The 25326-nt window shown below is 57.6% G+C and carries 21 protein-coding genes; 11 read left to right on the forward strand and 10 right to left on the reverse strand.

What is annotated here, in order from left to right:
- Positions 1 to 123: 123 nt before the first annotated feature.
- The gene (locus MOQ06_RS07480) at positions 124 to 1332 is read left to right on the forward strand and encodes an MFS transporter (RefSeq protein ID WP_242172249.1); all 1209 of its coding nucleotides are present in this window, start codon (positions 124 to 126) and stop codon (positions 1330 to 1332) included.
- Here the strand turns inward: MOQ06_RS07480 and mtfA are convergent.
- Positions 1329 to 2126 carry a DgsA anti-repressor MtfA gene (mtfA, locus tag MOQ06_RS07485; RefSeq protein ID WP_242172250.1) on the reverse strand — a complete coding sequence of 266 codons (798 nt, stop codon included), beginning with the start codon at positions 2124 to 2126 and terminating at the stop codon, positions 1329 to 1331. The genes MOQ06_RS07480 and mtfA overlap by 4 nt on opposite strands.
- A gap of 266 nt (positions 2127 to 2392) precedes the next feature.
- On the opposite strand from mtfA, the gene MOQ06_RS07490 reads away from it, so the two are divergent.
- Positions 2393 to 3295, forward strand: coding sequence for a LysR family transcriptional regulator (locus MOQ06_RS07490; RefSeq protein WP_176609977.1), 903 nt, complete (start codon positions 2393 to 2395; stop codon positions 3293 to 3295).
- Here the strand turns inward: MOQ06_RS07490 and MOQ06_RS07495 are convergent.
- From MOQ06_RS07495 to MOQ06_RS07505, 3 genes are all read right to left on the reverse strand, one after another.
- A complete protein-coding gene (locus MOQ06_RS07495; protein ID WP_242172251.1) occupies positions 3267 to 4055 on the reverse strand; it encodes a substrate-binding domain-containing protein in 789 nt (262 codons plus the stop codon). The two genes, MOQ06_RS07490 and MOQ06_RS07495, sit on opposite strands and share 29 nt — an antisense overlap.
- A gap of 6 nt (positions 4056 to 4061) precedes the next feature.
- Positions 4062 to 5363, reverse strand: coding sequence for an MFS transporter (locus MOQ06_RS07500; protein WP_193354697.1), 1302 nt, complete (start codon positions 5361 to 5363; stop codon positions 4062 to 4064).
- 260 nt (positions 5364 to 5623) lie between these two features.
- Entirely contained in the window at positions 5624 to 6919 is a 1296-nt protein-coding gene (locus tag MOQ06_RS07505) for a serine hydrolase (protein WP_242172252.1), read from the reverse strand.
- A gap of 107 nt (positions 6920 to 7026) precedes the next feature.
- Between MOQ06_RS07505 and MOQ06_RS07510 the strand changes: the two genes are divergently transcribed.
- Positions 7027 to 7920, forward strand: coding sequence for a LysR family transcriptional regulator (locus MOQ06_RS07510; protein ID WP_242172253.1), 894 nt, complete (start codon positions 7027 to 7029; stop codon positions 7918 to 7920).
- Here MOQ06_RS07510 and fumA read toward each other — a convergent pair.
- Positions 7909 to 9558, reverse strand: a complete 1650-nt coding sequence (gene fumA, locus MOQ06_RS07515) for a class I fumarate hydratase FumA (protein WP_242172254.1) — start codon at positions 9556 to 9558, stop codon at positions 7909 to 7911. The genes MOQ06_RS07510 and fumA overlap by 12 nt on opposite strands.
- A 52-nt stretch (positions 9559 to 9610) precedes the next feature.
- Entirely contained in the window at positions 9611 to 11119 is a 1509-nt protein-coding gene (locus MOQ06_RS07520) for an anion permease (RefSeq protein ID WP_148418174.1), read from the reverse strand.
- A gap of 608 nt (positions 11120 to 11727) precedes the next feature.
- On the opposite strand from MOQ06_RS07520, the gene MOQ06_RS07525 reads away from it, so the two are divergent.
- Together MOQ06_RS07525 and MOQ06_RS07530 are read left to right on the forward strand one after the other, a co-directional pair.
- On the forward strand, positions 11728 to 14508 hold the full coding sequence (locus MOQ06_RS07525; RefSeq protein WP_242172255.1) for a flavocytochrome c: 2781 nt from the start codon (positions 11728 to 11730) through the stop codon (positions 14506 to 14508).
- Between the two features lie 94 nt (positions 14509 to 14602).
- Positions 14603 to 15565 carry an FAD:protein FMN transferase gene (locus MOQ06_RS07530; protein WP_242172256.1) on the forward strand — a complete coding sequence of 321 codons (963 nt, stop codon included), beginning with the start codon at positions 14603 to 14605 and terminating at the stop codon, positions 15563 to 15565.
- Here the strand turns inward: MOQ06_RS07530 and dcuR are convergent.
- Together dcuR and MOQ06_RS07540 are read right to left on the reverse strand one after the other, a co-directional pair.
- Positions 15546 to 16265, reverse strand: a complete 720-nt coding sequence (gene dcuR / locus MOQ06_RS07535; protein ID WP_148418171.1) for a two-component system response regulator DcuR — start codon at positions 16263 to 16265, stop codon at positions 15546 to 15548. The genes MOQ06_RS07530 and dcuR overlap by 20 nt on opposite strands.
- On the reverse strand, positions 16262 to 17878 hold the full coding sequence (locus MOQ06_RS07540; RefSeq protein ID WP_176609983.1) for a sensor histidine kinase: 1617 nt from the start codon (positions 17876 to 17878) through the stop codon (positions 16262 to 16264). The genes dcuR and MOQ06_RS07540 overlap by 4 nt, the downstream gene beginning before the upstream one ends.
- A 153-nt stretch (positions 17879 to 18031) precedes the next feature.
- Here MOQ06_RS07540 and MOQ06_RS07545 point away from each other — a divergent pair, with 153 nt between their 5' ends.
- Positions 18032 to 18895 carry an N-acetylmuramic acid 6-phosphate etherase gene (locus MOQ06_RS07545; protein WP_148418169.1) on the forward strand — a complete coding sequence of 288 codons (864 nt, stop codon included), beginning with the start codon at positions 18032 to 18034 and terminating at the stop codon, positions 18893 to 18895.
- Between the two features lie 39 nt (positions 18896 to 18934).
- Here the strand turns inward: MOQ06_RS07545 and ompC are convergent, their stop codons facing one another.
- Positions 18935 to 20092, reverse strand: a complete 1158-nt coding sequence (gene ompC, locus MOQ06_RS07550; RefSeq protein WP_242172257.1) for a porin OmpC — start codon at positions 20090 to 20092, stop codon at positions 18935 to 18937.
- Positions 20093 to 20376: 284 nt separating this feature from the next.
- Here ompC and MOQ06_RS07555 point away from each other — a divergent pair, with 284 nt between their 5' ends.
- The 3 genes from MOQ06_RS07555 to MOQ06_RS07565 are packed head-to-tail and all read left to right on the forward strand — an operon-like array spanning position 20377 to position 23027.
- Positions 20377 to 21078 carry a phosphohydrolase gene (locus MOQ06_RS07555; protein WP_242172258.1) on the forward strand — a complete coding sequence of 234 codons (702 nt, stop codon included), beginning with the start codon at positions 20377 to 20379 and terminating at the stop codon, positions 21076 to 21078.
- Positions 21079 to 21121: 43 nt separating this feature from the next.
- Positions 21122 to 22555 carry a DNA cytosine methyltransferase gene (locus MOQ06_RS07560; protein ID WP_242172260.1) on the forward strand — a complete coding sequence of 478 codons (1434 nt, stop codon included), beginning with the start codon at positions 21122 to 21124 and terminating at the stop codon, positions 22553 to 22555.
- Positions 22536 to 23027, forward strand: a complete 492-nt coding sequence (locus tag MOQ06_RS07565; RefSeq protein WP_242172261.1) for a very short patch repair endonuclease — start codon at positions 22536 to 22538, stop codon at positions 23025 to 23027. The genes MOQ06_RS07560 and MOQ06_RS07565 overlap by 20 nt, the downstream gene beginning before the upstream one ends.
- On the opposite strand, the gene yedA is transcribed toward MOQ06_RS07565, so the two are convergent.
- Complete coding sequence (gene yedA / locus MOQ06_RS07570) at positions 22999 to 23913, reverse strand: drug/metabolite exporter YedA (protein WP_193354687.1); 915 nt, start codon at positions 23911 to 23913, stop codon at positions 22999 to 23001. The two genes, MOQ06_RS07565 and yedA, sit on opposite strands and share 29 nt — an antisense overlap.
- Before the next feature lie 178 nt (positions 23914 to 24091).
- Here yedA and MOQ06_RS07575 point away from each other — a divergent pair, with 178 nt between their 5' ends.
- Positions 24092 to 25003, forward strand: a complete 912-nt coding sequence (locus MOQ06_RS07575; RefSeq protein ID WP_148418163.1) for a DUF808 domain-containing protein — start codon at positions 24092 to 24094, stop codon at positions 25001 to 25003.
- A 78-nt stretch (positions 25004 to 25081) separates the two neighbouring features.
- Positions 25082 to 25264: a DUF2158 domain-containing protein gene (locus MOQ06_RS07580; RefSeq protein WP_148418162.1), complete on the forward strand. Its 183-nt coding sequence runs from the start codon at positions 25082 to 25084 to the stop codon at positions 25262 to 25264.
- The last annotated feature ends 62 nt before the right edge of the window (positions 25265 to 25326 follow it).

Raw genomic sequence — 25326 nt, forward strand, 5'->3', positions numbered from 1 at the left:
CATGACTGATAATAATTCTCGTTATGATATTCATTCTGTTTACAGCCGCAACTATTTTTGCAATATTTGTTTTCATAAACTTCATAATTTCCACACATTTATTGACATTATCTTCACAATTCTATGGGCACCCGTACCGAAAATCTCACTGAAATCATCGCTCCCAAAGCGAACTGGCCCCTGGCGCTGTGCGCAGGGTTACTGGGCATCGGGCAAAACGGTTTGCTGGTTATGCTGCCGCAGCTGGTTTCCCTCACCGGCCTGTCGCTCTCCGCCTGGGCGGGACTGCTGATGTTCGGCTCGATGCTTTTTCTGCCGGCATCGCCCTGGTGGGGGCGTCAGAGCGAGCGGCACGGCTGTAAGGTGGTGATGATGGCCTCGCTGGGCGGGTATCTGGCGAGCTTCGGCGTGATGGCGCTGGTGGTCTGGGCGATGGCCAACGGCGTGCTGAATACCCTTTGGGGAATGGCGGGGCTGGTGCTGTCGCGTACGCTGTACGGCCTGACGGTTTCAGGGCTGGTGCCTGCAGCGCAGACGTGGGCCATACAGCGCGCGGGTCTGGATAAAAGAATGGCCGCGCTGGCGACGATAAGCTCCGGCCTCAGCTGCGGACGTCTGTCAGGGCCGCCCCTGGCCGCGCTGATGCTCAGCCTTAACCCGATCGCGCCGCTCTGGCTGATGGCGCTGGCGCCGTTTATCGCGTTGCTGCTGGTGCTGCGCGAGGCTGCCGATCCGCCGCTGCCGCCGGTGGCGCATCAGTCAACGCGCCTGCAGGCTTCAATGCTGCCTTTTCTGCTGCTGGCGCTGCTGCTGGCGGCACTGGTCAGCCTGATGCAGCTTGGCCTGTCCCCGCACCTTGCCCCGCTGTTCAGCGGCGACGCGGTGCAAATCAGCCATCACGTGGCGCTGCTGCTTAGCCTTGCCGCGCTGGCGACCCTCGCGGCGCAGTTTCTGGTGGTGCGCCCGCAGCATTTCAGCCCGAAGGTGCTGCTTTCCATTGCAGCGGTGCTGATGGTGGCGGGGCTTGGACTGATGTGTATCGCGGACGTGGTGCTGTTCTACGTGGGAATTGTCATCACCTCGCTGGGGGCCGCAATGGCGACGCCGGGCTACCAGCTGTTGCTCAACGATCGGCTGACGACCGGCAAAGGCGCGGGGGCGATCGCCACCAGTCATACCCTGGGCTACGGCGTCAGCGCGCTGCTGGTACCGGTGGTAACGCGCTTTTACGGCGAGCAGTATTTGATTAGTGCCGCATGGGGAATGGCGCTGCTGTTCCTCGCGGTATGCGTGTGGGTACGGTCTGCCAACCGTACCCCTGTCGAACGTTAATGGAAGGCGTGAGGGGAATTGTTCGCAGAGTCTTCACTCTGACGCAGGCGCTGCAGCGGATCCTGCTGATAGAACTGGCAAAAGCGCTGCCACAGCGCCGGGAAGCGAGGAGCGAAAAGCTCAGGCGCGCTAAAGAAGTACTCAGAAAGCACCGCAAAGCACTCGGCGGGATCGGTTGCGGCGTAGGCATCAATGCTGGCCGCACTCTCGCCAACCAGGTCTATTTCATCCTGAATGTTTTCCATCGCCGCGTGCAGGTCGTGCTCCCAGCCCGCGACGTCGCGCAGCGGGATCATCGGCACGCCGCTGGCGCGATCGCCGTTGCGGGTATCCAGCTTGTGCGCCACTTCGTGAATAATCAGGTTGAAGCCTGAGGCATCGAACGAGTCCTGAATATCCAGCCAGTTGAGAATAATTGGCCCCTGCTGCCAGCTTTGTCCGGACTGCACCATACGCTGGTTGTGCACCAGGCCAATGTCATCTTCCCACTCGTCGTCCACGATAAACGGCGCCGGGTAAATCAGCACTTCGTGGAAGCCATCCAGCCACTCGATGCCCAGCTCCAGCACCGGCAGGCAGAAGAGCAGGGCGATGCGCGCGTTTTTCAGCGGATCCAGCTCGAAGCCCTGTAGCGGTACCAGGCGTTTTTGATGTAAAAAACGCTCGGCCATCTGAGTCAGCCTGGATTGCTCTTCGGGCAAAAGATTAGCCAGGACGGGGATCGCCATAGCCTCGTCCCAGGGGAGCGTCATATTTCGATCGGCGTCGTTCGTTTTCCAGGGCCACTTAATCATCGCTTTGCTCGTTACTCGCACGTGAAAAAAATGGAAAGGTCAGGGGCTGTTAGCGTGCCAACATACTCTGTTTTGTAGTATGACATTCCTCTGCTGCGGCGTGCTGACTGCCAGCCTGTTTAAGAGGAATCCAGCCCGCATAAACTATCACTATGTGCCGTCAGGTTGATAGCGCTTTAGGTGTATCCCCTTCATTTTGTGAAGTATGTCGTGCGCAACTGTGATAAATCTTTTCTAACCCTACTGTGCTCAAGGATCACGTCCGTATGCCCGTCAATTTTGACCTCAACGATCTCTACGCTTTTCGCGCGCTGCTGGAATATGGCAATTTCCGTCTTGCGGCAGAGTCTATCTGCCTTTCCCAGTCGGCGCTGAGTCGCAGAATAGAAAAGCTGGAGGCGGCGCTGGGGGCAAAGCTGTTCGACCGTACCACCCGGCGCGTCACGCTGACGCTTTATGGCCAGACCTTTGCCGACCGGTGCGGGCAACTGCTTGCCGACGTGGAGTCCATGCTCTCGGATATCGATAAAGCCAGCGAGGATCGAACGGGGCTGATCACGGTGGCGGCCGTGCCGTCCGCCGCCTGTTACTTTATGCCGGACGTGATCCGCCGTTTTCAGACGCGCTACCCCCGGGTGCGTATTAAGCTCATCGACAGCAGCGCCGGAAACGTAATCGACGCCGTGACCGGCGGGCAGGCGGATTTTGGCATCTGCTTTTCCCAGCGTTTGCCGTCCGACGTTGAGTTTGTTCCGCTGGTGGAGGATATCTACGTTGCCGCCTGCCGACGCGACAGTAAGTTTGCAAAAAGAAAAAGCCTGACGTGGCAGGCTTTTTATCAGCAGGATTATATCGGCCTGGACAAGACCTCCGGGAACCGCAACCTCCTCGACCAGCGGATCGGCCATATTCGTCCCGAGCGCCCCAGCATCTGCGAAACGCGCCACGTCACGACCATGCTGGGGATGGTTGAAGCGGGGATCGGCATTGCGGCCGTCCCCGCCATGTCGATGCCCCGCCCGGAGCATTCCCTGCTGACGTCTGTTCCTCTGACTGAGCCCGAGGTCAGGCGAACCGTGGGGCTGATTCGCCGCCGCGGGCGGATCCAGTCCTATATTGCGGCTGAGCTGGAAACGCTTATCACCGAGCAGTATCGCGAGCTGCGCTAACGGGCTGTAAGCCGGTGGCGGTAATGACGCTGGCGGCCTCTGGGGAAGAGAGGAACGCCAGCAGCGCGCCGCCCTGCTGCGGATGGTCGGCGCCCCGGGTGACGGCTCCGGCGAAACGGGTAATGTATTGCACATTTTCCGGCAGCTTACCGACAAACGTCACCCCCGGAACGGGCAGAAGCTCGCTGACCTGCTGGAAGCCGAGCGCGTATTTCCCTTTCGCCACTTCAGACGCCACCGGAATGCGCTCAACCCGGTGTCCCTTCGTTTTTATCCGATCCGCAATGCCCAGCTTATGCAACAGGGCGCTCTCAACGTACCGGCCGCTGGCGCTGTCGGACCAGGCAACGGAGTGGGCCTTCAGCAGCGTTTGCCGCAGGGCGGGCACCGTGCTGATATCCGGCACTGGCGCACCCGCCTTCACCACCATCCCGACGGGCGAATCCGCCAGCTCCACGCGGGAGCCCGGCGCCGTGCGGCGATCCTGTTCAAGCTTCTCCAGCGCATCGCCCACCATAATCACCACGTCCGCCTTTTCTCCCCGGGCGAGCCGGGCCGGAATGGCCTGCGGCGTTTTGCCCATCGACGGGCCGGAAATTAAAATCAGCCTGTCGCCGCTTTTCGCTTCGTACTGCGGCGTCAGCTTCTCCAGCGCCGCCCTGAAGCCGCCAGAGATCATTACCGTCACGTCCTGCGCAAGCGCGCCCGCGCTGAAGCCGACAAGCGTCAGGGCGGCAACCACCGTTCTGAATGTATGCATGCTGAATCACTCCTTAACGGCGGCGTGCAGGGTTAACGTGCGACGACGATAGAGATAGAGCGTCGCCAGCAGGGCACACACGGCGGCAAAGCTCATCCAGTATCCCGGAGAGGCCTTGTCTCCGGTGTACTCGATAAGGGCGGTAGAAATGACCGGCGTGAAGCCGCCAAAGACCGCCGTTGCCAGGCTGTACGCCAGCGAGAAGCCCGCCACGCGAACTTCCGTTGGCATGATCTCCGTCAGCGCCGGGATCATCGCGCCGTTATAAAGGCCGTAAAGGAAGGAGAGCCACAGCAGCACGGCCAGCATCATTGAGAAGCTCGGGGCCGCCGCCAGCATCGTCAGCGCCGGATAGCTGGTCGCCAGCGCCAGCAGCGTCATGGCAATCAGCACCGGCTTGCGCCCGAAGCGGTCCGACAGCGCGCCGCCAATCGGCAGCCAGATGAAGTTAGACACGGCGACCAGCAGCGTGACCAGCAGGCTGTCTGACGCGCTCAGCATCAACACTTTTTTGCCGAAGGTTGGGGCGTAAACGGTAATCAGGTAAAAGGCCGTCGTGGTCATCGCCACCATCAGCATGCCCGCCGCAACAACCTGCCAGTTCGCGAGCAGCGTGGTGAACACCTGACGCATCGCCAGATGATGGCGACGGGCGCTAAACTCCTCGGTCTCCTCCAGCCTGCGGCGCAGGAAAAAGATGAACGGTACGATCAGGCAGCCAAACAGGAACGGAATACGCCAGCCCCATTCGCGGATGGCGCTCTCTTCCAGCATCATATTCAGCGCAAAGCCCATTGCCGCCGCGACCATAATCGCCACCTGCTGGCTGCCCGACTGCCAGCTGGTGTAAAAACCTTTGCGGCCCGGCGTGGCGATCTCCGCCAGATAAACCGAAACCCCGCCAAGCTCCGCCCCCGCAGAAAAGCCCTGCAGCAGGCGGCCCGTCAGCACCAGCAGCGGCGCCCACAGGCCAATGCTCTGATAAGAGGGAATGAGCACAATCAGAAACGTTCCGGCGGCCATAATCGACAGGGTGACGATAAGCCCTTTACGGCGGCCCACCTTGTCAATGTAGGCCCCGAGGACAATCGCCCCGACGGGACGCATCAGAAAGCCTGCGCCGAAGACGGCGAAGGTCATCATCAGCGAGGCAAATTCACTGCTCGCCGGGAAAAACGTGTGGGCGATGTAGGTGGCATAAAAGCCGAAAAGAAAGAAGTCGAATTGCTCAAGAAAGTTGCCCGAGGTGACGCGAAAAATCGCGCCGGCTTTCGCACGGACCGTTGCAGGTGAGGTTGAGGTAACCATGATTATCTCCAGTTTTATAGTGACGTTATGCCCGTCTGTTTCTGAAAACTGGATCAGGAAGCGGAAATTAATAAGCGCAATTAGCGCATAGGCCGATGCGCGATGCGCATCAATGACGCTACGTTGACCAGGATTTACATTGCCAACAATAACTTAACAATTCGGCAATTTTTTATTCACCGTTTCAGCCTAAGTTGCTGAAATGCCTGTTTTGTGACATGGCGCAGAAGTGAAGCCAGGCAGCGCCTGGCTCAGGTTGTTTAACGCAGCGCGTTCGCTATTGCGCTGAACATCAGTGACGCCTCCAGCGGCTGGGCGCTGAACGACGGCTCCGCCTGCGGCCAGGTGGACCACTGAACGATAACCAGATTTTCCTTCTGGTTGACCATAATCATCTGGCCAAAAATTCCCAGCGCCCAGAGGGAATCCTTCAGCGAATCCTCCACTTTCGGCGTCACGCCGACGGCATTAGCCGGCACTTCGTTGTTCCACCACTGAAAGCCGTACAGCCCTTTCGGGTGCGCCTCTGACACCGACCCTTTAGCCTGCGTCCAGTCCGAGGACTGCTTCACCCAGCCTTCCGGCAGGATCTGCCTGCCGTCCGGCAGCGTACCGTTATGCAGGATAAATTCCCCGAAGCGCCCCCAGTCCTCCAGCGTGGCGTTGAACCCGTGCGCCCCCACGTCGTGCTGGCCTTTGCTGTAGGCGTGCCACACGCCGTCGCTCGCCATGCCGTAAGGCTGCCAGATGCTTTTCTCCAGGTATGCGGCAAGCGTCATTCCCGTGGCGCGCTCAAGCACGTCGCCCAGCAGCCACGCGCCGCCCGACGAATACGACCAGTTTTCTCCCGCCGGATGCTCGCGGCGTAACCCCTTCACCAGCGTGCGCACGCAGTCGTACGCGCCGGGTTTCGCTTCACATTCGGTAAGCCGGGCGAAGTCAGATTTTGGGTTCGTGTAATCTTCATTCCACGCCACGCCCGAGGTGTGGGTGATGAGCTGTTTCAGCGTCACGCCCTCCCAGGCGGTGCCTTTTAAGTCCGGTTCGTATTGAGTGACAAGATCGTCCAGGGAGTGGATTTTCCCCTCTTTAATTGCAACACCCACCAGCGCCGAGACCACCGATTTTCCCACGGAGCGCGACGTCCAGAGCGTTGAATCGGTATTGCCTTCTCCCAGATATTTAAAGGCGATCTTGCCGTCCTTGAGCACCAGCATGCCGCTGACGTTCTGGCGTTCGAGGTAATCCTGAAGATCCCAGGTCTTGCCGTTCACCCGATAGCGGACGTCAGCGAGCGGCTTTTCCGCGGCGAGCAGTGGCGAGGCGTTGCCGTGGCGGAACACGTCGCCGGCGTAGTTGCGATAGTCATTGCGAAAGCCCACCACGCGATCGGCCTGGCTCCAGGTGAGCATCGTATGCGCATCCGGAAGCCGTGCGTCAAAAGGCGCCGGACAGGTAGCGAGGTCGGTACCGTTGCAGGCCGCCATGGCGGCGGGCGACAGCAGGCTGCTGACAACAAGCGCCGCGAGCAGCGTGAGGTTCGTTTTAGTTTTCATGTTTATCTCGTGTGGCTCAGGAAGGGCTTCAGTTTAAGAACCCCCGGCCTATAATAAAAAGCGCGTAATGGGGGAAAATCCCCCATAAAATCCCCGGGGAGGATGACGTGTCGTCACTGAACTATTCGTTTGCCCAGCTTGAGGCATTCACCGCCGTCGCCGAGCATGGCAGCCTGATGAAGGCGGCGATGAAGCTTGGCAAAGATCGTACAACCCTGCGCGATCTGATTGATTTTCTTGAGGACGGGCTGGGCTACGCGCTGTTTCTGCGAGAGGGGCGCAGCCTGCGCCTGACGCCGGAGGGGGAGCAGCTTCAGCGGCAGGCTCATCTGCTGATGCGCCAGGTAAAAGCGTTTGAGGCCTTTGCCAGAGCGGTACCGGCCAGCGCGACGCAGGACATTGCCCTCGTCTACGATCCGTTCACCCCCCGGGCTTTTTTGCAGGCGCTGATTGCCACACTGGCGACGCAAAAAATTCGCCTGAGCCTGACCAGCGCGTCGCGCGATGACGCGGAAGCCATGCTGGCAGGCGGTGAGGCCGATCTGGCGATCTGCCAGGCGCGCAACCGCAGCGTGGGCAATGAAATGGAGTGGCGGGCGCTGGGGGCGATCGACATGGATTTTTACGCCGCAGAGGCGCTTTTTGCGGAGGTGACGTCGCCGGTGTCGCTGCTCGATCTCTCTCTGGTCCCGCAGGTGATTATGCATGACGCGTCTGACGAGCCGGTTGCCCGCCGCCTGCAAATCGCCGGACACACGCTCTACACCAATGAACTGGAGATGCTGCGCGGCCTGCTGGAACAGGGCTGCGGCTGGGGCTTTTTGCCGACCCATCTTCGCGCGGCGCGGTGGAAAAACGTAAAAAGGCTGCCCACCGAAGTGGGCAGCCAGGGGATAAGCCAGACGATGGTGACCATCTGGAAGCCGGGCAGCGACAACCGCGGGCTGATTAACGATACGCTGTCGCTGCTGCCGGCGTTATGGAAACGCTCAGCGCTGTGAACAACCCTGGCACTGTTTATTCTGGATCTGCTGGAAGAAGTCGTTGCCTTTGTCGTCCACCAGGATAAACGCCGGGAAGTTCTCCACTTCAATTTTCCAGATAGCTTCCATTCCCAGTTCCGGGTACGCCACGCACTCCAGGCTCCTGATGCTGTTTTGCGCCAGCACCGCCGCCGGGCCGCCGATGCTGCCGAGGTAGAAGCCGCCGTGTTTGTGGCAGGCATCCGTCACCTGCTGGCTGCGGTTACCTTTGGCCAGCATGATCATGCTCGCACCGTGGGACTGCAGCAGGTCCACGTAGGAGTCCATACGCCCCGCGGTGGTTGGGCCTAACGAGCCGGAAGCGTAGCCCTCCGGCGTTTTCGCCGGGCCCGCGTAGTAGATCGGGTGATCTTTTACGTACTGCGGCAGCGTTTCGCCGTTATCGAGCAGCTCCTTCAGCTTCGCGTGGGCGATGTCGCGCGCCACGATGATGGTGCCGTTCAGGGACAGGCGGGTAGAGACCGGATGCGCGGAAAGCTGCGCCAGGATCTCGTTCATCGGCCTGTTCAGATCGATGCTGACCACGTCGCCTTCACCCTGCTGGCGCAGGGATTCCGGAATATACTGGCCCGGGTTGTGCTCAAGCTTCTCAATCCAGATCCCGTCGCGGTTGATCTTCGCTTTGATATTGCGGTCGGCGGAGCAGGAGACGCCCATGCCGATTGGGCAGGACGCGCCGTGGCGCGGCAGGCGGATCACGCGAATATCGTGGGCGAAGTATTTGCCGCCAAACTGCGCGCCCAGGCCGAGGTTTTGCGCTTCCTGAAGCAGCTCCTGTTCGAGCTGAACGTCGCGGAACGCCTGGCCGTGCTCGTTACCCTCGGTTGGCAGGTCGTCGTAGTAACGCGCGGAGGCGAGCTTGACGGTTTTCAGCGTGGCTTCCGCCGAGGTTCCGCCGATAACGAAGGCGATATGGTACGGCGGGCACGCTGCGGTACCGAGGGTACGCATCTTCTCAACCAGGTAATTTTTCAGCTTCGCCGGGGTGATCAGCGCTTTGGTTTCCTGGTAGAGATAGGTTTTATTCGCTGAACCGCCGCCTTTTGCCATGCAGAGGAATTTGTACTCATCGCCGTCCACGCTGTAGAGGTCAATCTGCGCGGGCAGGTTGGTGCCGGTATTCACCTCTTTATACATATCCAGCGCCGCGTTCTGCGAGTAGCGCAGGTTATCTTCAATATAGGTGTTATAAACGCCCTGGCTTAGCGCCGCTTCGTCACCGCCGCCGGTCCAGACGCGCTGGCCTTTTTTACCCATGATGATTGCCGTGCCGGTATCCTGGCAGGTTGGCAGCACGCCTTTCGCCGCAATCTCGGAGTTGCGCAGGAACTGCAGGGCAACGTATTTGTCGTTCTCGCTGGCCTGCGGATCGCTCAGAATAGCCGCAACCTGCTTCTGGTGCGAAGGACGCAGCATAAACGCCGCATCGTGGAAGGCCTGCTGTGCCAGCAGGGTCAGGGCTTCCGGCTCAACTTTCAGCACTTCCTGACCGTCAAACTCGGCAACCGAGACGTGCTCTTTGGTCAGCAGATAGTATTCGGTGTCGTCGTGCGCGAGCGGGAACGGGTTCTGGTAGAAAAACGGTTTGTTCGACATAGCTTGCTCCATAAAAATAAAACCGCCGGAGGGTTAGCCCGGCGGTCAGGAATCAGAACATCATGGACATCCACGGATAACCAATCAGCAGCAGGGCCGCCAGGAAGATGGCACCGAAGATGGTGCCGAGGCGCCAGTAGTCTTTGGTTGGCAGGTAGCCGCTACCGTAGTAAATCGGGCTTGGGCCAGTGCCGTACGGGGTGATGATCCCCATTACGCCCAGCGAGGTCACCATCAGCAGGACAAACACTTCCATATTCATGCCCGGAATGGTGGAGGCGATGGTCAGCATCGCCGGCAGCAGCGCCGTGGTGTGCGCGGTGGTGCTGGCAAACAGGTAGTGCAGCAGGTAGAACGCCAGCAGCAGCACGATAGTAGCCACGCCCGGCGAGATGCCGCTCATCAGCAGGCCGCCTTCTTTACCCAGCCAGCTGATAAAGCCGGTTGAGGAGAGGCCATCCGCCAGCGCAACCAGGGTGGCGAACCAGACGAAGGTGTTCCACGCGGCTTTGTTACCGGTGATATCGTTCCACTCCAGCACGCCGGTCCACAGCATCAGGCCAACGATGAGCAGGGCGGCCATGGCCGGTTCAATCCACGCGGCGGCGAAGATCCACATCAGCAGCGCACAGCACACAAACACCAGCAGCAGGATTTCATTGCGCGACAGTTTGCCGAGCTTTTCCAGTTCACGGGTTGCCCACAGCGGTACTTCATTATTCACTTTGACTTCTGGCGGGTAGAACCAGTAGGCCAGCAGCGGCATGGTGAGGATCAGCAGCACGCCGAGCGGCAGGAAGGCGAGGAACCAGGTCCCCCAGGAGATATCAATGCCTACCGTGCTTTTTACCAGCGCCAGCGCCAGCAGGTTAGGCGCGAGGGCGGAAAGGAACATAGAGCTGGTGATACAGGCGGCGGTGATCGCCACCCACATCAGGTACGAGCCAATTTTACGCGCGCTTGGGTCGTTCGGTTTTGAACCGTACAGCGGCGGCAGGTTAGCAATGATGGGGTAGATTGTCCCGCCGCTGCGCGCGGTGTTGGACGGGGTAAACGGTGCCAGCAGCAGGTCCGCGAAGGTAATCGCGTAGCCGAGCGTCAGGCTGCGGCGGCCCAGGTATTTCACCAGAATCAGCGCCAGGCGACGGCCAAAGCGGGTTTTGTCGTAGCCCGCGGCAAACATAAAGGCACCGAAGATCAGCCACACGGTAGAGTTACCAAACCCGCTGACCGCCCATTTAAAGGAGGCACCCGCCAGCTTGAACTTGGGATCGGCCAGCTGTTCCGGGCTAAAGAGCACCCACTGGCTGCACAGCGCAATCGCCACTACGCCGGTGAGGCCGATCACGGCACCCGGCAGCGGTTCGAAGATTAACCCGACGATGACGCCAACAAAGATTGCGAAGTAGTGCCACGCGTAAGGCGGCAGGCCTTCAGGAACGGGAACAAACAGCAGCAGTACGGCAACTATGACGGGCAGGGCCATCATCAGCAGTCGTTTAGCTGTTCCATTTGATGCTTGATTCGCCGCAGGAGGCGTTACAGCAGTTTTTGTTTTCATAGTTTCACGTCTTAAGTTGTCAAAGATTCGTCATACGATGAAATAGCCGGTTCGCTTTATTTAATTTCTTTGCTTTTTTTAGTTATTAAAGCGGCGCTTCAGTTATTTCAGTAATAGGGATTAAACGCTTTTTGCTGGGCGCTTAATTAAAAAATGATGATATTTATATATTGCGCGTTTAGGTGTCGAAACTTTTGATCGCGATCAAATAAACAGAAATGGATGCGTATTTTTATGCTCTTTTAAATAACCACTACGGCGTATGTGGGTATTAGGGGTTTTTCTTGTTAGTTTTTTCATTTTGATAACATATAAAGCTCGGTATTTATGCAATTAATTGATAGATAAGAGTTTATTTATCGTTGATAAAATGGTCTTACCTTAAGTATGTTAACGAAGTTTGCATTGTTGTAAATGGATGAAATTATATGGCTAACACCAATGTATTATTGTTGTTATCGCAGGGATTAAATAGTTTATTAACTAACGTAATGACTTTAGAAACTAAAAAAAGCATTATATTAATATCATGACATCGGCAAAAACGACGAAATAAAAATTCAGCCCGATAACGAATTCTTAATTTTTTAAAGTTTGGAGTTTCTATTATGAGCACTAACGAACGTATGTTAAGCCCTTTCACATTACCGAATGGTACTGAACTGAAAAACCGTTTGTTAATGGCCCCGATGACAACCTGTACCGGCTATTACGATGGCACCGTGACCAGCGAGCTGGTGGAATACTACCGCGCCCGCTCTGGCAGCATCGGCACCATCATCGTTGAGTGTTGTTTTGTCGACGATCTCGGCCTGGCGTTCCCGGGCGCAATTGGTATTGATAACGACGAGAAAATCGCCGGGCTGGCGAAAATCGCTGACGCCATTAAGTCCAAAGGATCCAAAGCCCTTCTGCAAATCTACCACGGCGGCCGTATGGTCGATCCTAAGCTTATCGGCGGCCGCACGCCGGTTGGTCCCAGCGCCGTTGCCGCGCCGCGTGACGGTGCCGCGACGCCGGTTGCGCTGACCACCGAAGAAGTGGAAGGCATGGTGGGCAAGTTCGGTGAAGCCGTGCGCCGCGCGATTCAGGCCGGCTTCGACGGTGTCGAAATCCACGGGGCGAACACCTATCTCATCCAGCAGTTTTACTCCCCAAATTCTAACCAGCGCGATGACGAGTGGGGCGGCAGCCGCGATAAGCGCGCGAAATTCCCGCTGGCGGTGCTGGACATTACCCATAAAATGGTGCGCCAGTACGCGGACGACGCGTTCATTATCGGCTATCGTTTCTCGCCAGAAGAGCTGGAGGTCCCGGGCATTCGCTTCGACGACACCATGTATCTGCTGGAAAAACTGGCCGCGCGCGGCGTGGATTACCTGCACTTCTCCGTTGGCGCCACCCTGCGACCTTCTATCGTCGACACTCAGGATCCAACGCCGCTGATTGAAAAATACTGCGCGATGCGGTCTGAAACCCTGGCACAGGTGCCGGTGATGGGCGTTGGCGGCGTGGTAAATGCCGCCGATGTGAATGAGGCGCTGGATCGCGGCTACGATCTGATTGCCGTCGGGCGGGCCACTATCGCCTACCCGGACTGGACCGACCGCATCGCTGCCGGTGAAAGCCTCGAGCTGTTTATGGACAGCACCCGCCGTGAAGCGCTGAACATTCCTGAACCGCTGTGGCGCTTCTCGCTGGTGGAAGCGATGATCCGCGACATGAGCATGGGCGAATCTAAATTCAAGCCCGGCACCTTCACCGAGAAAGTGCAGGACGATGCTAACGAGCTGGTGATTAACGTCAGCCTTGAAACCGATCGTATCGCGGATATCGAACTGGCCTCCGGCCCCGGCGAAGACGTGGAGTTTGTGACCAGCTTCGAAGAGATCCGCACCCGCATTCTGGACGCCAACACCCCGCACGTGGACGCGATTACGGGCGCAACCAGCCAGAGCGAGGCGGTGAAAAAAGCGGTTTCGAAAGCGATGCTGAAATCCAGCAAGGCGCTGGCGGCAGAAGAGGGCGCAGACCCGAATGAAACCAGAAGCGTGGACGTTGTGGTGGTCGGCAGCGGCGGCGCAGGTCTGGCGGCGGCGATTCAGGCTCATGACGAAGGCGCGAGCGTGCTGATCGTCGAGAAAATGCCAACCATCGGCGGTAACACCATCAAAGCTTCGGCCGGTATGAACGCCGCCGAAACCCGCTTCCAGCGCGTGAAGGGCATCCAGGACAGCAAAGAATTGTTCTATCAGGAGAGCCTGAAAGGCGGCGGCAACAAGAACAACCCGGAACTGCTGCGTCGCTTTGTCGAGAACGCACCGGAAGCCATCGAGTGGCTGGCTACGCGCGGCATTATGCTGAACGACATCACCACAACCGGCGGGATGAGCATCGACCGTACTCACCGTCCAAAAGACGGTTCCGCGGTGGGCGGTTACCTGATCAGCGGCCTGGTGCGTAACGTCAACCGGCGCAACATTGAGGTGATGCTGGATACCTCCGTCAGCGACATCCTCTTTGAAAACGGCGAAGTCACCGGCGTGCGTCTGACGACGGAAGAGAATGAAACCCTCACCGTGGCAACCAAAAGCGTGATTGTCGCGACGGGCGGCTTCAGCGCCAACAGCCAGATGGTGGTGAAATACCGTCCGGACCTGGAAGGGTTCGTCACCACTAACCACAAAGGGGCGACGGGGGGCGGTATCGCGCTGCTGGAACGTATTGGCGCAGGCACCGTCGATATGGGCGAAATCCAGATCCACCCAACCGTTGAGCAGAAAACCTCGTATCTGATTTCCGAATCCATCCGCGGCGGCGGGGCGATTCTGGTGAACCAGCAGGGCAACCGCTTCTTTAACGAAATGGAGACCCGCGACAAGGTCTCGGCGCAAATCATCGCGCTGCCGGAGAAATACGCTTACATCGTCTTTGACGAGCATGTTCGGGCTAAAAACAAAGCCGCGGATGAGTACATCGCAAAAGGTTTCGTCACCAGCGCCAGCTCGCCGGAAGCCCTGGCGGAAGCGCTGGGGATGGATCGCCACCAGTTCCTGGCAACGCTTGAACGCTACAACGGCTTTGTGGAAAAACAGCACGACGACGATTTTGGTCGTACCACCGCGCTGCGTGCGCCCATCAACGAAGGGCCATTCTATGCCATTCAGATTGCACCGGGCGTACACCACACCATGGGCGGCGTGACCATCAACACCGATACCTGCGTGCTGGACGGCAACCACAACGTGCTGCCAGGGGCGTTTGCCGCGGGTGAGGTTGTCGGGGGCATCCACGGCGGTAACCGCATCGGCGGTAACGCGGTGGCAGATATCATTATTTTTGGTACGCTTGCCGGACATCAGGCGGCGATGCGAGCGAAAAAAGCATAAGGCTCCTGTACTGTAGGCCGGATACGCATCGCGCTATCCGGCATTAAACCCCGGCGGCGCGGTGCCTGCCGGGGCTACATCTGAGGACTTTGCCATGCCTGACGACAACCGCGTTTACAGCTACTCCGCCGTTCTGATGGGCTCGCCCATTCTCCTGAAACTCTTTTCCCATGACGAAGCGCTTGCCTCCCGCGTGTTTCGACTCATCAAACAGTACGAAGATCTCCTTACCGTCAATCGTGCCCATTCTCAGGTGATGGACATCAACCATGCCGCCGGCAGTCATCCGGTTGCCGTTAGCCGTCCGGTATTCGATCTCATCCGCTGCGCGAAAGCGGCAAGCCTGCTCAAGGACAGCGCGTTTAACCTGGCGATCGGTCCGCTGGTGAAGCGGTGGAAAATCGGCTTTCGGGGCGACACCGTACCGCCTGCGGATGAAATCACGGCATTGCTGGATCTGACCCGTCCCGCTGACGTGGTGCTGGATGAATCCAGCAGCAGCGTGTTTCTGACGCGGGCCGGCATGGAGATTGATTTGGGCGCCATTGCTAAAGGCTATATTGCCGATCGGGTCCGGGACTATCTGCGCAAGGAGGGGGTCGAGCTGGGGCTCATTAACCTCGGCGGCAACATCCAGACGTTGGGCTCCCCGGAAGGGGGCTGGAGCGTAGGCCTGAAAAAACCGTTCGCCGGTGACGCGCTGATTGGGGCAATGACGGTAGAGAACCGGTCTGTCGTGACGTCAGGTACCTATGAGCGCTACTTTGAACAGAACGGTAAACGCTATCACCACATCCTGGATCCGCGCACCGGCTACCCGCTGGATAACGAGCTGGACAGCGTGACGATTATTTCCGGAGACTCCATCGACGGCGATCTCTGGACCACGCTGATCTACGGCATGGGAGTGGAGAAGGGCTGCGCCGCGCTGCGCTCGCGCCCTGATATTGAAGCGATTTTTGTCACCAAAACGAAAGAAGTGGTGTTCTCCTCGATGCACCACTTCCGCTTTACCCTGCTGGACGAGGGCTACCGTATTACTGGCAGTACTGCTTGAGCAGGCCGGTCTGTTCCGGCTGTAAACGATAGCGATACACCGGGCGGCCCGTGGCCCCGTAGTGAATACTGGTAAACAGGATGTTGATTTGCGCCAGCCAGATCAGGTATTTGCGGCAGGAAACGCGTGAAATGTTTACCGCGTTGGCCAGATCGTCGGTGGAGAATTCAGTCTCCGGATGGCTGTCGATCCACTGGCAAATCGTGCGCAGCGTCTGCGGCGTTAACCCTTTCGGTAATTTCTTGCTGTCGGCCAGCTCCGGCGCGCCGCCGTGGATCAGCCTGTCCACGTCGGCCTGTTCATAATACTGATGCGATCCCATCAGGCTGCGCTTTGCCTTCCAGCCGTTTAGCGCCTCTTCAAAACGCGGGAACTGGAACGGTTTAATCAGGTAATCCACCACGCCGTAGTGCATGGACGTCTGGATCGTCGCCGCGTCGGAGGCCGATGAGATCATGATCACGTCAATCGGGCGGCCCGACGCGCGGATGACGGGCAGCAGATCCAGCCCGTTATCCTGCTGCATATAGACATCCAGCAGCACCAGGTCGATCGGCTGGGCCGGATTTGCAATCAGCGCCTCGGCCTGGTTGAGCGTGGAAGCGACGCCGCAGCAGCTAAAACCCTCAACGCGGTTAACGTACAGGCGGTTGAGGTCGGCTACCATGGCGTCATCATCGACAATTAACACATTTATCACGCGATATTCCTCTCGCTATCCCAGGGGATCTGAACAAAAAATTGGGTAAACACGCCAGGCTCCGACTCGACGGTAATATCCCCGCCGAGGTTCTGGATCTGCTGACGTGCAAGGAACAGCCCAACGCCGCGGTTTTCACCTTTGGTTGAGTAGCCCTTGGTAAAAATAGCCTCCAGCCGCTCGGGGTCGATGCCGGGACCGTCATCGCTGACTTCACCGCTCAGCCAGCCGTTCTGGTAATGCAGCAGCAGTCCGATCTCACCCTCCGGCTGGCCTTCCATCGCATCCAGGGCGTTTTCAATTAAGTTGCCCAGCACGGTAATCAGCACCGCAACCTGCTCTTCATTGGCCGTGTCCGGAAGCTGGCTCTCCTCCGCCAGCGTCAGGGTTACACCGGCCTCTTTCGCGCGGTTGATTTTACCCAGCAGGAAGCCGGCAATGACCGGCGATTTAACCTTACGCTGTATCGCACCAATGTCGGTCTGATAATTCTGCGCGGTCTGGATGATGTACTCCTCCAGCTTGTCGTAGCGTTTCATGTGCAGCAGGCCGAGGATCACGTGCAGCTTGTTCATAAACTCATGCGTGTGGGAGCGCAGGGCATCGACGTAGCTGACCATGCCATCAATACGCTGCATCAGCTGGCTGATTTCGGTTTTATCGCGGAACGTGCTGATTGCCCCGATCACCTGATTCTGGCTTTTTACCGGCACCATGTTGCACAGCAGCAGCCGTCCGTTACAGCCAATCTCCTGATCCTGACGCGCAATGCCGGTTCTCGACACCTCCCTCAGGCTGGCCAGCAGCGGTTCGCTGCTGCTTTCGGAGTGCTGGCCGGAGGTCAGGAGTAAAATTTCTCTGGCGGTATGGTTAATCATCGTCACGCGGCCGTGAATGTCCACGGCCATGACGCCCTCGCGCAGGGACTGCAGCATGGCCTGACGCTGTTCAAAGAGGGCGGAGATCTCATAAGGCTCCAGCCCGAACAGGATGCGTTTGAGAACCCGGACTAAGCCCCATATCCCCAGCGAGCTCATCAGGACGCTGAACAGGATGGTCCACACGGCGTTAAGCCGCCCGCGGGCAATCTGATCTTCTACCTTATTCAGCGAAATGCCGACCACCACCACGCCTATCTGCTCGTGCTGGTCGTCATACACCGGCGTAAAGACGCGCAGCGCTTCCGCGAGCGCGCCGCGGTTTACGGAGACATTCTCTTTCCCTTCCAGGGCGGGGGTCAGATCGTCGCCGATAAAATGCAAACCTAACAGCGCCTCATTGGGATGGGAATAACGCACGCCGCGCAGATCGGTGACCACGGTAAACAGCAGATCGTTACGCTTCGTCACGGCCTGCGCTATCGGCTGGATGATGCCGGCCTGGGGCGACTCCATCAGGCCGCGCCTGATGTCCGGGCTGTCTGCCAGCGTACGGGCGATACCCAGCGCGGTGTCTTTTACGTCATCGCGCGTTGCCCGGGTAATCTGTACAGAATAGAGCGCGAAGACCACCAGCAGCACAGATCCGATAATGGCGCATACCATCAGCGTAACCAGCGTGTTCAGCTTCATAGGGCGCTTGCGCGTCGGGGAAAAGGGCTGCAAATCGCTCATTAACACTCCGCGATGATAAAGAATGGGCTAATTATCGCTGATGACGGGCGTTTCATAAAGCCATGTAAAGAAGGGCGTTTCGTGACCCTCCTCTCAGGTGACCTATATAAAACACTTTATAGTGTGGGGGTACTCATAATAAGGAGGCAGTTTATGAGCATTATGCTTACCGGTACGGCCAGGGAAAAACGGCACGCCAGCACGATGAATATCGACAGATTATCCACGCTGGATATGCTGAAAGTCATTCACCAGGATGACGCACAGATCGCTTCTGCACTTACCCCACACCTGACGATGCTCGCCCGCGTGGTAGATAACGCGGCGGCAACCCTTAGCCACGGCGGACGTCTGGTCCTGACCGGCGCGGGCGCGTCCGGACGCGTGGCGGAGCAGGCGGCGGCGGAGTTTGCGCCAGGTAAACATCCCGTCATTGCGATTACGGCAGGCGATAACGCCGGAAGCTACGAGCGCGGCGTTGCCGATCTCCAGACGATCAATTTTGGCGAGCACGACATGATGCTGGCGCTGTCCGTTAGCGGCAAAACGCCGTGGGTGTGGGGCGCGATGCGCCATGCCTGGTCTTTGGGCTCAACGGTTGCTCTGGTCACGGGGGATACGCAAAGCGAGGCGGCGCAGCTGGCGAGCATGGTGATTGCGCCCGATCCGGGTGCCGATGTGGTGGCCGGGTACGCGAATACCAAAGCGGGCATCGCGCAAAAAATGATCCTGAATATGGTCACCACCGGTCTGGCGGTAAGAACCGGACGAGTATACAGCAACCTGCGCGTTGATATTGAGGCCACCAGCACCCGGTGGGCCGAACGGCAAATCGCCATTGTAATGGAGGCGGGAGGATGCACCCGGGCGCAGGCGAAGGCCGCGCTGGAGAGCTGTAACCACCACTGCAAAACGGCGGTGCTGATGGTGCTGACGGGGCTAGATGCGTGGAAAGCGCATGAGCTGCTGGCGCAGAATAACGGGTTTATCCGTCTGGCCTTGCAGGAAGCGCCATAAAATAAAAAGCCCGCGTAGCGGGCTTTACTGTTTTGGGGATTAGAACTGGTAGGTCATGCCTACGCCAACGATGTCGTCGGTAGAAATACCGTTGGCTTCATAGAAGCGCTCATCGTTGTCCAGCATGTTGATCTTGTAATCAACATAGGTTGAGAAGTTCTTATTAAAGGTGTAGGTCATGCCCACGTCGATGTAGTTAACCAGATCCATGTCGCCTTTTTGACCCTGCGGGTTACCGGCGGTGCCTGGATAGGTCATATCTTTGCCTTTCGAGTAAACCCATGCCAGAGATGGACGCAGGCCGAAGTCGAACTGGTACTGTGCAACGGCTTCGAAGTTCTGAGTCTGATCCGCGATACCATAATCACCGTATGGGGTCATGTTGCGGGTTTCTGCATACATCATCGCCAGATAGACGTTATTGGCATCGTATTTTGCACCAATGGTCCATGCTTCGGCTGTTTCGCCACCAGCGAAATGTGCGCTGTAATGCTTGCCATAGGCTTCCTGCTTATTAGAGCGGTCAGAGGAAGAATACGCCGCACCCAGCGTCAGACCGAAATCGAAGTTATAGGTGCTCGACATACCGAAGCCGTCGCCGTTCTGGAAACGCACATCGTCATGTCCGTTTTTGGTGCCTTCCTGATCTTCGTTTGCGTTCGCGCCTTCGTTAGCACCCTGGTATTGCAGCGCAAAATTAAGGCCGTCGACCAGACCAAAGAAATCATTATTACGGTAGGTCGCCACGCCATTAGTACGGCCAACCATATAGTTGTCAGTCCAGGTGTAGGAATCACCACCAAATACCGGCAGCATATCGGTCCAGGCTTCAACGTCGTACACGACGCCGTAATTACGACCGTAATCAAATGAGCCATATTCACCGTATTTCAGGCCAGCGTAGGCCAGACGGTTAAAAGATTTGTCGCCCGCACCTTCGGTATCGTTAGCGTAGGTTTTATATTCCCACTGACCATAGCCCACCAGATCGTTAGCGATCTGCGTTTCGCCTTTGAAACCAACCTGTACATAAGTTTCGTCACCGTCGTCGCCTGCATGGTCAGAGAAGGTGTGACGCGCATCGACTTTACCGTACAGGTCGACCTTGTTGCCGTTTTTGTTGTACATCTCAGCCGCATTTGCTGCGCCAGCCATTAATAATGCGGGTACAAGAATTGCCAGAACTTTTCTTTTCATTATATATTCCCTTTAAATATAATTTGTCTGAATATATGTAATTACCCTCCGTAACTACATGGCCGATACTATTCTATGAAGAGTTATTTAGTTTCAAAAATAAATGTAATTAAATGGGTAAAAAGATTACAAAATATTTCTTTTTATCTCTTTATTTTTCAGGTGAATTAATTCATTGAAAATATGAGCTGTAATTATTATTAAGTATTTCGCGCTTCTATTTTTAAGTGGGTTTGATTCGGGTGTATTATAATTAACCCTCTTTTGAGCAACAGGATGAGAGTATGGAACTTGCGCAGTGGCAGCACCGTTTTGAACGCTGGCTGGATGAAAACCATTTCACCGATGATGCGGCCCACGATATCGCCCATTTTCGCCGCGTCTGGGTGACGGCACAGAACATTATGGCTGAGCACGACATCGAGCCGCTGGTTGTGCTGACCGCATGCTACTTCCATGACGTTGTCAGCCTGCCGAAAAATCATCCCGATCGGAGCCAGTCCTCGCTGCTGGCGGCGCGCAAAACGCGTGAGATCCTGCGCCGCGATTTTCCTGACTTCCCGCCAGAGCGCTATGCGGCCGTTGAGCATGCCATTGAGGCGCATAGCTTCAGCGCCGGGGTTGCGCCGCAAAGCCTTGAGGCGAAAATCGTGCAGGATGCCGACCGGCTGGAGGCCTTAGGCGCTATCGGCCTGGCGCGCGTTTTTGCCGTGTCCGGTGCGCTGGGCGTCGCGCTGTTCGATGCCGACGACCCGTTTGCCGGTGCCCGACCGCTGGATGATAAAACCTTCGCGCTCGACCACTTCCAGACCAAACTCTTGCGCCTGCCGGACACCATGCAAACCCCGCGAGGACGCGAGCTTGCGCTCCACAATGCCGACTTCCTGATCCAGTTTATGGCGAAGCTCAGCGCTGAACTACAGGGCGATTATCTCGGAACGGATAGCCGGGTGCTGAACCATTTCCGTCGCAGTTTGCGATCCTGAACTGTGGTAATCTGTTTTCTGTCTTTATTGCCCGGTTAAGAGAATGCTGGAAAATCTATCAGTGACTGTACCCGCGCCCGAGCGGGTTGAGAAATCAACGGCATCTGTGCAGGGACTGCTGCGTCAGCTGCTGGAAATGTACGATGCTAAAACGCTGGCAAACCAGCTGGAGGCCCATGGCGAAAGCCACTGGAGCCCGGCAATACTCAAGCGGCTGTTGATAAGCGACAGGGCAGGGCACCGCCTCAGCGACGGCGAGTTCCGCTACCTGCAAAATTTGCTGCCGCGCCCACCCGCTGCGCATCCGAATTATGCCTTTCGTTTTATCGATCTCTTTGCCGGCATCGGCGGCATTCGCCACGGCTTTGAAGCCATTGGTGGGCAGTGCGTGTTCACCAGCGAATGGAATAAGCATGCCGTGCGCACCTATAAGGCGAACTGGTACTGCGACCCCGACGAGCACCAGTTCAATGCCGACATCCGCGACGTCACCCTGAGCCACAAAAGCGGCGTCAGCGACGAAGAAGCCGCTGAGCACATTCGCAACACCATCCCGGCGCACGATGTGCTGCTGGCCGGCTTTCCGTGCCAGCCGTTCTCGCTGGCAGGCGTCTCGAAGAAGAACGCGCTGGGCCGCGCGCACGGCTTTGCCTGCGATACGCAGGGAACGCTGTTCTTTGACGTTGCCCGCATCATCGACGCCCGCCGCCCGGCGATTTTTGTGCTGGAAAACGTCAAGAATTTAAAGAGCCATGACGGCGGAAAAACCTTCCGCATTATCATGCAAACCCTGGATGAGCTGGGTTACGACGTGGCGGACGCGGACGATATGGGGCCGGACGATCCGAAAATTATCGACGGCAAACACTTCCTGCCGCAGCATCGGGAACGTATCGTGCTGGTAGGCTTCCGTCGCGATCTGGATCTGAAAGGCGACTTTACGCTGCGTGATTTGCCCTCGCTGTATCCGGCGCGCCGCCCGACGGTTGCGGATCTGCTGGAGCCCGCCGTTGACGCCAAATTCATCCTGACGCCGGTGTTGTGGAAATACCTCTATCGCTATGCCAAAAAGCATCAGGCTAAGGGCAACGGCTTTGGTTTTGGCATGGTCAACCCGCTTAATCCCGACAGCGTGACGCGCACGCTGTCGGCGCGCTACTACAAGGACGGCGCGGAGATCCTGATTGACCGGGGATGGGATAGGGCGCTGGGCGAAAAGGATTTTGACGATCCGCACAACCAGCAGCACCGACCGCGTCGCTTAACGCCGCGCGAATGCGCGCGTCTGATGGGTTTTGAGACGCCGCAGGGCTACCGCTTCCGTATTCCGGTGTCGGATACCCAGGCCTATCGCCAGTTCGGCAACTCGGTTGTGGTGCCTGCCTTTGCCGCCGTAGCAAAACTGCTGGTGTCGCGCATCGGTAAGGCGGTTGAAATTCGCAAGAGTGAGGCCGTCAATGGCGGACGTTCACAATAAGGCCACGCGCAGCAAGAACATGCGCGCGATCGGCACGCGTGATACCGCGATCGAAAAGCGGATTGCGGGCCTCCTGAGCGCCGTCGGGTTTACGTTCCGGGTTCAGGATGCCGCGCTTGCCGGGCGTCCTGATTTCGTGATCGACGCTTACCGGTGCATCATCTTTACCCACGGCTGTTTCTGGCATCACCACGACTGCTATCTGTTTAAAGTCCCGGCGACGCGCACCGATTTCTGGCTGGAGAAGATTGGCAAGAACGTCGAGCGCGACAAGCGCGACGTTTCGGCGCTTTTCGCTCAGGGCTGGCGCGTGCTGATCGTCTGGGAGTGCGCGCTGCGCGGCAAACTGCAGCTCGGTGACGACGCCCTGACCGAGCGGCTGGAAGAGTGGATCTGCGGCGGCGGTCAGGCCGCGCAGATCGATACGCAGGGCATTCACCCGATCACGGTTTCTCCGCCCCACACGCCGTGACGATCGGCTTCGCGGGCAGCAAATATTTACCCAGCGTGACCAGCACCACCGCAAAGACAATGACCCCCAGCGCCAGCCATTCAATCGTCGACAGGACTTCGCCGGCAAAACCGGTGCCCAGCAGTACGGCAACCACTGGGTTAACGTAGGCGTAGCTGGTGGCGATCGCCGGCGATACGTTGCGGATAAGGTACATATAGGCGTTGATGGCGATAATGGAGCCAAACAGCGCCAGATACCCGACGGCCAGGAAACCGGACAGACCCGGCATCGCCGTCAGCTTTTCGCCCGCTATCGTGGAGGCAATCAGCAGCACGATGCCCGCCGCGAGCATCTCAATGGCACCCGCCATCATCCCGGCAGGCAGTTCAATGCGAGAGCCGTAGACCGAGCCGAAGGCCCAGCTCATGGAGCCAATCATGATCATCACCGCCGCCCACGGATTGCCGCTCAGGTTACCGCCGCTGTTGAGCATGATGATTCCCGCAAGCCCAATCGCGATGCCCAGCCATTCGAGCTTGCGGGTGCGGATCCCGAACAGACGACTAAAGCAGAGCGTGAACAGCGGCACGGTCGCGACGACCACCGCGGCGATCCCCGACGGCACGTTCTGATGTTCGGCGACGGTAACCGCACCGTTGCCCATAGCCAGCAGCAGCAGGCCGATCAGGGCGGCGTTAAGCATCGGGCGCAGCGGCGGAAGCCTATGGCCGCGCAGCAGTAAAAACGCCAGCAGCAGCACGCCGGCTGCAAGAAAGCGAATGCCGGCCATCATCAGCGGGGGCCAGCTTTCCACGCCAATACGGATAACAAAATAGGTGGATCCCCAGATGATATACAGGGAAAAAAGTGCTCCAATGAGCGGTAGCAGATGCCGGAAACGCATAGTCCCTCACGACGAAATAAAAAGTTCGCTCATAGTTAACGCCAAAACTATCTCGCTGGCGAGCGCTTTAATTGTGCTGGTTATGTGAAATTTTTGTTGACGCGAGGTGCCTGTTTCCGGGCCGCGAGTTTTGTTCCATACTATTCACTTAATTAGCAAAAAAAGAAGGATAGAGATTTTGGCAGGAAGTAGCTTATTAACATTACTGGACGATATCGCCACGCTGCTTGATGACATTTCGGTGATGGGAAAACTGGCGGCGAAGAAAACCGCCGGGGTGCTGGGAGACGATCTGTCGCTGAACGCGCAGCAGGTTAGCGGCGTGCGGGCGAACCGTGAGCTGCCGGTGGTGTGGGGCGTGGCGAAAGGATCTTTTATTAACAAGGTGATCCTCGTTCCGCTGGCGCTGCTGATCAGCGCCTTTATTCCCTGGGCCATTACGCCATTGCTGATGATTGGCGGCGCGTTCCTGTGCTTTGAAGGTGCCGAAAAAGTGCTGCACATGCTTGCGGCGCGCAAGGAGAAAGATACCCCTGAGATGCGCCAGCAGCGTCTGGAAGCGCTGGCCGCGCAGGATCCTAAAACGTTTGAGCGCGATAAAATCAAAGGCGCGGTTCGTACCGACTTCATTCTCTCGGCTGAGATTGTGGCGATTACGCTTGGGATCGTCTCCGAAGCACCGCTGATGAACCAGGTCATGGTGCTGTCGCTGATCGCCATTCTTGTGACGGTTGGGGTGTATGGCCTGGTCGGTCTTATCGTCAAGCTGGACGATATCGGCTTCTGGCTGGAAAAAAAATCCAGCGCCATTGCGCGCGGCATCGGCAAAAGCCTGCTGGTGCTGGCTCCGTGGCTGATGAAAAGTTTGTCAATCGTGGGTACCCTGGCGATGTTCCTGGTCGGCGGCGGAATTATTGTACACGGCGTTGCCGCGCTGCATCATGCGATTGAACATCTGGCGTCAGGACATGGTACGGTGGTCGCCGCCATTCTGCCGACGCTGCTTAACCTCGTGCTGGGCTTTATCGTCGGCCTCATTGTGGTGGCAGTGGTTAAGCTGGTTGGAAAAGTACGCGGCACATCGCATTAATTATTGACTCGCTGCGGGTGCAAAAAGCGCGTTCCTCGTCTAAATTGATAACGTTTCACCCTGATACAGGAGGCAGGTATGGTCTTTTTGGTCAGTGATGAAGTTAAGCCTAAGGGTGGCGGTCCGAGCATGATCGTCACCGGTTATTCCAGCGGAATGGTGGAATGCCGGTGGCATGATGGATACGGCATTAAGCGCGAGGCTTTTCGTGAAGACGAGCTTCAGCCCGGTGATGAAAGGCAAAGTCGCGATAAGGCTTAATCACGTAACGCCCGGCTCTGCCGGGCGTTTTTACTGACTGATGGGTTACCATGCCGCAGGGT

This window comes from Enterobacter sp. I4 (genome assembly GCF_022669095.1).
GTDB lineage: Bacteria > Pseudomonadota > Gammaproteobacteria > Enterobacterales > Enterobacteriaceae > Enterobacter > Enterobacter pasteurii.

Coding starts and splice junctions, on each gene's coding strand:
- MOQ06_RS07525 (WP_242172255.1), top strand. CDS start 11,728: ATGAGCACTAACGAACGTATGTTAAGCCCTTTCACATTACCGAATGGT.
- MOQ06_RS07505 (WP_242172252.1), bottom strand. CDS start 6,919: ATGAAAACTAAAACGAACCTCACGCTGCTCGCGGCGCTTGTTGTCAGC.
- MOQ06_RS07580 (WP_148418162.1), top strand. CDS start 25,082: ATGGTCTTTTTGGTCAGTGATGAAGTTAAGCCTAAGGGTGGCGGTCCG.
- MOQ06_RS07480 (WP_242172249.1), top strand. CDS start 124: ATGGGCACCCGTACCGAAAATCTCACTGAAATCATCGCTCCCAAAGCG.
- MOQ06_RS07540 (WP_176609983.1), bottom strand. CDS start 17,878: ATGAGCGATTTGCAGCCCTTTTCCCCGACGCGCAAGCGCCCTATGAAG.
- MOQ06_RS07495 (WP_242172251.1), bottom strand. CDS start 4,055: ATGCATACATTCAGAACGGTGGTTGCCGCCCTGACGCTTGTCGGCTTC.
- mtfA (WP_242172250.1), bottom strand. CDS start 2,126: ATGATTAAGTGGCCCTGGAAAACGAACGACGCCGATCGAAATATGACG.
- fumA (WP_242172254.1), bottom strand. CDS start 9,558: ATGTCGAACAAACCGTTTTTCTACCAGAACCCGTTCCCGCTCGCGCAC.
- MOQ06_RS07545 (WP_148418169.1), top strand. CDS start 18,032: ATGAGCATTATGCTTACCGGTACGGCCAGGGAAAAACGGCACGCCAGC.
- MOQ06_RS07555 (WP_242172258.1), top strand. CDS start 20,377: ATGGAACTTGCGCAGTGGCAGCACCGTTTTGAACGCTGGCTGGATGAA.
- MOQ06_RS07530 (WP_242172256.1), top strand. CDS start 14,603: ATGCCTGACGACAACCGCGTTTACAGCTACTCCGCCGTTCTGATGGGC.
- MOQ06_RS07560 (WP_242172260.1), top strand. CDS start 21,122: ATGCTGGAAAATCTATCAGTGACTGTACCCGCGCCCGAGCGGGTTGAG.
- MOQ06_RS07490 (WP_176609977.1), top strand. CDS start 2,393: ATGCCCGTCAATTTTGACCTCAACGATCTCTACGCTTTTCGCGCGCTG.
- MOQ06_RS07565 (WP_242172261.1), top strand. CDS start 22,536: ATGGCGGACGTTCACAATAAGGCCACGCGCAGCAAGAACATGCGCGCG.
- MOQ06_RS07500 (WP_193354697.1), bottom strand. CDS start 5,363: ATGGTTACCTCAACCTCACCTGCAACGGTCCGTGCGAAAGCCGGCGCG.
- MOQ06_RS07520 (WP_148418174.1), bottom strand. CDS start 11,119: ATGAAAACAAAAACTGCTGTAACGCCTCCTGCGGCGAATCAAGCATCA.
- yedA (WP_193354687.1), bottom strand. CDS start 23,913: ATGCGTTTCCGGCATCTGCTACCGCTCATTGGAGCACTTTTTTCCCTG.
- ompC (WP_242172257.1), bottom strand. CDS start 20,092: ATGAAAAGAAAAGTTCTGGCAATTCTTGTACCCGCATTATTAATGGCT.